Raw genomic sequence first — 7,780 nt, 5'->3', positions numbered from 1 at the left:
GGAAAACCTCCCATTTCCCGATGTCCAAGAAATGGGAGGCAGTTCACTGTCCCCTTTGTGGTGGTTTTGGTGGTGATTATTTGGCGCCTTGCATGACCTCGTCAAGGGTGACGTTGACGGCGTGCTGCGTCGGAACCCAGTCGACCTTCAGGAACAGCGCAGCCACCGTGATGGGGATATAGCTGAACATAAAGATCGGGAAGGTAAACAGGTTGGTCACCAGGCGCCACTTTTGCGCGCAATGGATGTGCTTGTACTCGAAGATAGTCGTGAGCAGCGCCAGGATAAAGAAGGTCTGATACATCATGACGAAGGTCATGATGAGCGAAGCGGCACACGCCTGCATCTCGACCTCGGTAGCCAAAAAGCCATGCGAAAGACCACCGACGATTAGGAACGTGGCGTTGGCGAGCATCGAAATCAGCGATAACAGCATACCAGGGGCAATCGTCATAAACATGTCGTAGGCGGCAAAACGATGATAGCGGAAGGTCGACTTGACCAGATGCTTACCGTAGGTAAAGAACACCTGGTAGAAACCCTTAGTCCAACGCATACGTTGCTTCCAGGACGCCTTAAACGTCACGGGCTGCTCGTCAAAGAACTCCGCCGGCGCATAGCCAATACGAATGCCGTGAATAGCGCAGAACGTGGTGAACTGAATATCCTCGGTCAGCGTATGGAACTGCCAGCCGTGCATGCCCTCAATAACGCTAGCCGAGATAAGGTAGCCCGAACCCGATACGGCGCAGGACGTCTTGCAGATGTTGCGCGCGTTGTTGAGAAAACGCGCCTCGCGCAGATACCAAGTGGCATTCGCTGCCGAGATCCACGAGCTTCCGAAGTTCTTGGAGTTACGATAGCTCGTGACCACATGGAAGCCCTGGTCAAAGGCATCATTCATCTTGGACACGTAATCGCGGGCGATAACATTATCGGCATCGAAGATAAAGTAACCTTCAAAGGTGTCGGGATACTCGTTAAGGATACGGTCGAAACCAAAGTCCATGACCCAGCTCTTGCCTTTACGGGCCAGGTCGTTTCGCTCGTACACGACAGCGCCCGCCTCGCGCGCGAGCTGCGCGGTGTTATCGGTGCAGGCATCGGCGACGACAAAGACCTCGATGAGCTCGGACGGATAATCCTGGTCCTTGATGGAGCGAACGAGGTTGGCGATAACGGCCTCCTCGTTGTGTGCTGCAATAAAGAAGGCATACCGGTGGAGCTTTTTGGCCTTGGGAGGCGCGACCTCGCCGCGGAGAGCACCGATGACAAAGAAGACCACCTGGTACAAGAAGCAGACCGTGAGCAGCGTGACGACAATCTGGTTGAAGATCACGATGGGTGTGTTGGTTTGTAAAAAGGCGAGCATGCAGGCTCCCAGGAACGCATTACGTAAACAACCGTATATCTTACCGCAGGCTAGGGGCGTTCAAGAAACCACCTAATACCGACTAGGCTTCGAGAAGACCGAGCTGAGGAACGATCTCGTCGCCGGCAGCGGTGCGACCAAGCGAGCGCGGGGCCAGGTCGTCAAGAACCGCAGCGAGATCCCACGGCAGCTCGTCGCGGCACTCAATGCGCTCCCCCGTCACGGGATGGTCGAATGCCACGCGCCAGGAATGAAGGAATTGCCTGGTCAGCCCCTGATCGGCGCGTGCATCGCACTTGCCGTAGAGTGGATCGCCCACGCAGGCGTGGTTGATATGGCGCATATGCACGCGTATCTGATGCGTGCGGCCCGTAAACAGGTGGCACTCGACGAGCGTATAGCCGTCGTCAAAACGCGTGGAATCGAAGCGCTCGAGGACCTTAAAGGTCGTAATGGCCTGGCGCGCGAAAGGATCGTCCGAAACCGCCATCTTGACACGGTCACGCGTAGAACGGGCAATGCCGGTGTTAATGGTGCCCTCATCCATAGCGATATGTCCGTGAACGAGCGTAATATAGCGGCGGTCGAGCGTGCGCGTACGGATAAGATTTTGGAGCGCGCGCTGGGTGTCGTCGTCCTTCGCCGCAAGCATAAGGCCCGAAGTGTCGCGATCCAGACGATGCACGATGCCGGGGCGATCCTCGCCCTGCACGGTGCCCAGATGGTCAATACCGCAGTGATAGACCAGGGCATTCGCGAGCGTACCGCTCTCATGACCATGCGCAGGATGGCACACCAGGCCGCGCTGCTTGGAGAGCACGATAAGGTAGTCGTCCTCGTAGCGAATATCGAGGGGAATGGCCTCGGGAATCACGTCGGTCGGGTCGTGCGGCTCGGGCAAATCGACCGAAATACGGTCGCCGGCTCGCACGGCATACTTTTTGGACAGGCAGGTCTCGCCGTTGACGGCAACGGCGCCGCCCTCAATCAGATGCGCGCAGGCAGAGCGTGTGGGACAGCCGTCGTTGGCACCTAGATAGGCGTCAAGACGCTGAGCAGCGGCATCATCGGCAACAAGGATATGGATGTCGGCCATTAGCGCTCATTCCTTTCGCGAATCTTGCGGGCACGCTCCCCACGCTGCTTGGCTTTGCGCTTGGCGCGGGCCTCGTCACGGGCGTTAAGCTCGGCGGTCGCATCGACCTCACGGGCCGCGGGGCTCAAGAACATGTAGCCAAAGAGGGCGAGCACGACGCCCACGGTAATGCCGATATCGGCAACATTGAAGACGGGGAAGTCGATGAAGGTGGTGGCAATAAAATCGGTCACAAAGCCAAAAGCCAGACGGTCGATCGCATTGCCAATGGCGCCGCCCACGACCATAGCCATGCCCACAACCTCAAAGCGAGCAAGCTGGGGCGCGCGAAGCAAGTACACCGCGATCGCAACGATAACGACAAACGCCAGCACGGCAAACGCGAGGCCATGTCCCTCGCCCATGCTAAAGGCAGCACCGATGTTACGCACAAAAAGGAAGTCGATCACACCGGGGATAACAGTCACATGCAGAGCATCGCCAACGGCACGAACCGCAAGCTTGGTCAGCTGGTCAACAAGCAGCACGGCCAACGCCACGCTACCAGCAACACCCAGGCGCCAACGCAAAGGCGGCGTCATATCCCCAGTACGACCCAAATCAATCCCCTACCCTCAGATAATCAAATTCCGTTTAACGCAAATCAATATCTTATATTGACCCGCAACGAAATAGCCGATGATTCGTTACCGACAGCGAAAACCCGCCAGAGCGAGCAAGGTGCCTTGAAACGAGGCGGCATTGATCTTTTGATCATGCCGCCGAAGTTGAAAGGCAGATTGCCGCTCTGGCGGGTTTGCAGCGTCAACCGGTTACGCGGTTTGGTAAAACCGCGTAACTACAAGGCATTCGCACACCTCTCGCAGATGTGAGCGTGGCCGTTGTACTCGCCGACGGTGGTGCGGTAGTTCCAGCAACGGTCGCAGCACTCGCCCTCGGCAGCCTCGATGGCAACGGAGAGCTCCTCGCCCTGGGTCAGTTCAACAGCGGAGACGATGTAGAACTCGGCCAGGTCGACGGCCTTGTCGCCGGTCAGCAGCGCATACATCTCGGCGGGAACGACCGCCTTGACGCGGACCTGTTGGCTCTTAGTGAAGGTGCCGGCGGAGCGGGCATCCTCAAGGGCCTTGGTCACGGCGCTACGGAGCTCGAGTGAAGCCTCGAGCACGCCCTCAAACTCATTGGCCTCGTCGACCGTAATGGGCGACTTATACCAATCGAGCAGCGCGGCGTACTTCTGGTGATCGACACAGCCGGCGGGCGCATAGGCCATGGCCTCGTCAACCGTGTAGGACAGGATCGGCTGCAGGTCGCGCATGAGCATCGAGAAGAGCTCGGCAAGCACGGTCTGGGCGCTGCGGCGCTCGAGCGAGCCGGGCTTCTCGCAGTACAGGCGGTCCTTCAGGGCGTCGAGATACACGTTGGAGAGCTCGGTAACCACAAAGTCGTAGAGCGCACGGTAAGCGCGCGGGAACTCGTAGCAAGAGTAAGCGTCGTCGACCTCGGCCTGGACCTGGGTCAGACGGGCAACCATGAGCTTGTCGAGCGGCAGCAGGTCGGCAAAGGCGACGCTGTCGGTTTCGGGCTCAAACTGACCCTCGAGCTCGGAGAGCAGGAAGCGCAGCGTGTTGCGGAAACGACGGTAGGCATCGGACGTACGGGCAAGGATCTCGTGGTCGATGGACACGTCGGAGCTGGTATCGACGGAGGCAACCCACAGGCGGATGATGTCGGCGCCCATCTCGTCGCAGACCTTGTTGGGGTCGATGACGTTGCCGAGCGACTTGGACATCTTGCGGCCCTGGCCGTCGAGCGTGAAGCCCTGCGAGACGACCGCCTTGTACGGAGCGTGGCCGTTGGCGCCCACCGAGGTGAGCAGCGAGCTCTGGAACCAACCGCGGTGCTGGTCGGAGCCCTCGAGGTAGACGTCCGCCGGGTACTCAAGCTCGGGGCGATACTCGCAGACAGCCTTCCAGGAGACGCCGGAGTCCCACCACACGTCGAGGATGTCCTTATCGGCCTTGAGGTGATGGCCGCCGCACTTGGGGCAGACGCAGGCCTCGCCCAGGTAGCTCTCGGGAGCGTCGGTGAACCAGGCGTCGGAGCCCTTCTCGTGGAAGAGCTTGATGACGGCGTCGAGCGTAGCGTCGTTCATGACCTTCTCGCCGCAGTCGGCGCATGTGTAACTGGGGATAGGCACGCCCCAGTTGCGCTGGCGGCTGATGCACCAGTCGGGACGCTGCTCGACCATGGCGCCGATGCGGTTGGCGGCGTGAGCCGGATACCACTTGACGTTCTCACGGACCTCCTTGCCAGCCTGCTCGCGCAAACCGGTCTTGTCCATCGAGACGAACCACTGGTCGGTAGCACGGAAGAGCACCGGGTGCTTGCAGCGCCAGCAGTGCGGATAGCTGTGCGTGATCTTCTTCTCGAGAACCAGGGTGCCGCGCTCGCGCAGGAACTCGATGATGTGCGGGTTGGCCTCATCGGTATCCATGCCGCTGAAGGGGCCGCCGGTGCCAAACTCCTCGCCGGTGTAGAACTTGCCGTCGTCATCGACCGGCATGCAGATGTCGGTGATGCCCTCCTTGAGGCAGGCGAAGTAGTCGTCGACGCCGTGGCCGGGCGAGTTGTGGACGATACCGGTACCGTCATCGACACCGACGTAATCGGCCAGCAGCGCCACGCCCTCAACGCCGTCAAAGATCGGCTGCTTGTAGTGGATGTGGTGGAAGGTCTCGGCGGAAACCACGTAGGGCTTGCCATCGACCATGACCGGGGTGTACTCCCAGCCAAACTCCTCACAACACTTAGGAGCCAGGTCCTCGAGCATGACCTCGGCACGGCCCTCGTGCTCAACGGCGACATAGGCGGCGCCGGGCTTAAGGGAAACGGCCTGGTCGGAGGGGATGGTCCACGGCGTGGTCGTCCAGATGATAAAGTCGACCGGGCCGTCGAAGTTCTCGAGGCCGGCGGGCTTGGAGGTCATCTCAAAGCGCACGAAAATGGACGGGCTCGTCTCGTCGGAATACTCGATCTCGGCCTCGGCGAGTGCGGTGTGGCAATGCTTGCACCAGTGAACCGGCTTGTGGCCGCGATAGATCATGCCCTTATCGAACATGGCCTTGAAGACCTCGATGTCGGCGGCATCATGCTGGTGATAGAGCGTCAGATAGGGGTTGTCCCAGTCGCCGAGCACGCCCAGGCGACGGAAGCCGGCCTTCTGCAGCTCGATGTTCTCGACAGCGAACTTGTTGCAGAGCTCGCGGATCTTAGCCGTGGAGGTCTGGTTGAACTTCTCGGTGCCGAGCTTCTCCTCGACCTTGTGCTCGATCGGCTGACCATGGCAGTCCCAACCGGGGACGTAGGGAACCTCATAGCCCTGCATCATCCAGTAGCGGTTGATCATGTCCTTGGAGATCTTATTCATGGCGTGGCCGATGTGGATCGGACCGTTGGCGTACGGAGGGCCGTCGTGCAGCACGAACTTCTTGTGACCCTCGTTCTTCTTCAGAACCTGCTCGTAGACCTTGTTGTCCTGCCAGTCCTTGAGTCGCTTGGGCTCGGACTTGGAAAGACCGGCACGCATGGGAAAACCGGTCTTGGGCAGATTCATCGTCTGCTTGTACTCGTTTGCCACGGTACCCCTTTCATGTCGTGGGCGCGCACGCCCTCTGGGCACCAAAAAAGCGCCCGTCCCTACAAGCTGGGACGAAGCGCCACAAACGGGCTGCACGCCCGCAAAAGCTCTTCGCTTAACCACCCAGCTTAGATGCCCTCGCCCGCGTATTCGCGCGCTCGCATCCGTTACTCGGCTGGTCTGTATCGACGACCATCTCGGCGATGTCTACTAAGACGAACCTACGCGGCACGTCCGTTGGGACCGCAGCTCCGGGGTGATTTTCATCGGTCGCATGCACGGGTTCTCAGCGCTCCCCGCTCTCTGTAGCATGCGGACGGCCGACTACTCGTCCCCATCAACGCTTATGCGGAGTATGCTAGCACGTTCCGCACCGGCGAAAAACCCTCAACACTGGTTTTATACGTTCGAAATTTCTTGCGGCCGTGGACCTTCTCTTGGAGCAAAATACCTGTAAGCACTTTATCGAACGAAAGAAGATTGCTATGCGCACGATCGGAATGAGCGACTATACCGTTGGCGAAGACTGCTTTGACGAGCTGCACGGCGCGTTGGCCGAGTACGGAGCAACCAAGGTCGCCATCATTGGTGGTAAACGAGCACTGGCCGCAGCACTTCCCGGTATCGAAGCTGCGCTGGCAGGTACCGACGTCGAGATTCTGGAGACGCGCGTCTACGGCACCAACAGTACGCGCGCAAATATCGCCAAGGTCGTAAACTCCCCTGCCTGCCAGGAAGCTGACGTGCTTATCGCATGCGGCGGCGGCAAGGCGCTCGACACCGTGAAGACCGCAGCTATCGAGCTCAAGAAGATTGTCTTTACGGTACCGACGATCTGTTCCAACTGCTCCGCCGCGACCGCCATTGCCGTTGTCTACAACGACGACGGCTCGCTCGAGGGCTATTCGTACCCTAACCGACCTGCGCACATCTTCATCAACCCCAAGATCATCGCCGAGGCTCCGGCGGAGTACTTCTGGGCCGGCGTGGGTGATGCCCTGTCCAAGCAGCCCGAGGTCGAGTACGCCACGAGCGCCGGCAACCTGGAGCACACGGCAGGCCTTGGCCTAGCACTCGCCCACACCTGCTCCGAGCCGCTGTTTACCTTTGGCGTCCAGGGTCTTGAGGACGTGCGCCAGGACCAGTCGACCGATGCCGTCAAGCAGATCGCGCTCGACATCGTGGTCAACACGGGCTACGTCTCCAACCTGACCAACCAAAACGATTACTACTACAACTCGAGCGTGGCGCACGCGTTCTACAACGCTTCCTGCAGCATTCCGCGCGAGGGCTCCTACCTGCACGGCGAGGTCGTAAGCCTGGGTGTGCTGGTACTGTTCGCCTATACGGGCGATACCGAGAACCTTGAGCGCTACGCCGCCTTTAACAATCAGATGGGCCTGCCCGTGACGCTTGAGCAGGTCGGGCTTTCCGAGGCTGATATCCCTGCCCTGTGCGAGTACGCGCACGCCACCAACGAGTGGAAGCAGGGAAACCCCGAGCCCTTCACGGACGAAAAATTCGCCGCCGCCATCAAGGCCACCGACGCTTACGGCCACACGCTCTAGGACTGACCCAAAACCACCACAAATGGGACGGGCACCTTTCTGGTGGTTTTTTATTGATCCAGCATTCAGTTCGTACTCGAACCCGATTCTTTACGAGAAAGGGT

The 7,780-nt window shown here is 59.5% G+C and carries 5 protein-coding genes; 1 reads left to right on the top strand and 4 read right to left on the bottom strand.

The features are described from left to right. Nucleotides 1-76: 76 nt before the first annotated feature. The 4 genes from DW233_RS08485 to ileS all read right to left on the bottom strand — a co-directional run bounded on the left by DW233_RS08485 (nt 77) and on the right by ileS (nt 6,084). Nucleotides 77-1,372 carry a glycosyltransferase family 2 protein gene (locus tag DW233_RS08485; RefSeq protein ID WP_117564132.1) on the bottom strand — a complete coding sequence of 432 codons (1,296 nt, stop codon included), beginning with the start codon at nt 1,370-1,372 and terminating at the stop codon, nt 77-79. A gap of 82 nt (nt 1,373-1,454) precedes the next feature. Beyond that, a complete protein-coding gene (locus DW233_RS08480; protein WP_117564133.1) occupies nt 1,455-2,468 on the bottom strand; it encodes an RluA family pseudouridine synthase in 1,014 nt (337 codons plus the stop codon). Continuing rightward, nucleotides 2,468-3,067: a signal peptidase II gene (lspA, locus tag DW233_RS08475; protein WP_233547974.1), complete on the bottom strand. Its 600-nt coding sequence runs from the start codon at nt 3,065-3,067 to the stop codon at nt 2,468-2,470. Before lspA ends, DW233_RS08480 begins: the two co-directional genes overlap by 1 nt. Nucleotides 3,068-3,306: 239 nt before the next feature. Then, the gene (gene ileS, locus DW233_RS08470; protein ID WP_370448060.1) at nt 3,307-6,084 is read right to left on the bottom strand and encodes an isoleucine--tRNA ligase; all 2,778 of its coding nucleotides are present in this window, start codon (nt 6,082-6,084) and stop codon (nt 3,307-3,309) included. Between the two features lie 509 nt (nt 6,085-6,593). Here ileS and DW233_RS08465 point away from each other — a divergent pair. After that, entirely contained in the window at nt 6,594-7,676 is a 1,083-nt protein-coding gene (locus DW233_RS08465) for an iron-containing alcohol dehydrogenase family protein (RefSeq protein ID WP_118267752.1), read from the top strand. Nucleotides 7,677-7,780: the final 104 nt, after the last annotated feature.

This window comes from Collinsella sp. AM20-15AC, from assembly GCF_003471405.1.
In the GTDB taxonomy this organism is placed as follows: Bacteria; Actinomycetota; Coriobacteriia; order Coriobacteriales; family Coriobacteriaceae; genus Collinsella.
This window is presented reverse-complemented; position numbering and strand designations above follow the sequence as displayed.